The 378-nt window shown below is 39.7% G+C and carries 1 protein-coding gene; it reads right to left on the reverse strand.

The features are described from left to right. A partial coding sequence (locus tag EOA60_RS38620; RefSeq protein WP_348632769.1) for a cyclic GMP-AMP synthase DncV-like nucleotidyltransferase occupies positions 1-370 on the reverse strand: 370 nt, incomplete at its 3' end. Between the last annotated feature and the right edge of the window lie 8 nt (positions 371-378).

A 378-nucleotide genomic window follows, 5' to 3' on the forward strand; every position in this document is an offset into this window, starting at 1 on the left:
TCAATCCCCCAGGCATTGTCCACGTATCTCTAGACTTACAAAACATCTTCAATAACCGAACTACCTCACGCAGCTTATAGTTATGTTCATTTTTGTTTTGATCCACAAACCATTTTGTTATTTTTCTTGGATCTCGTTCTCTCCACTCACTTCCGCAGTGTTCGTAAGTATACTCGTCATCACTCTCATTCTGTTTATAACGTCTGTACACCGCAAAGTCTATATGATACCCATCCTTATATACAATCCTCACACAGTTGGTATGTGCTTTTGGCGGTTCCTTAAAACCTATACACTTTTTAAGTAAAGCTTGCTCCACAATCCGTTTAGCCGCTATTGTCCCCTCTGGAATGTTATCCTTTTCAAACACTATAGCCA

This window comes from Mesorhizobium sp. M1A.F.Ca.IN.020.06.1.1, assembly GCF_004023265.1.
Classification (GTDB): domain Bacteria; phylum Pseudomonadota; class Alphaproteobacteria; order Rhizobiales; family Rhizobiaceae; genus Mesorhizobium.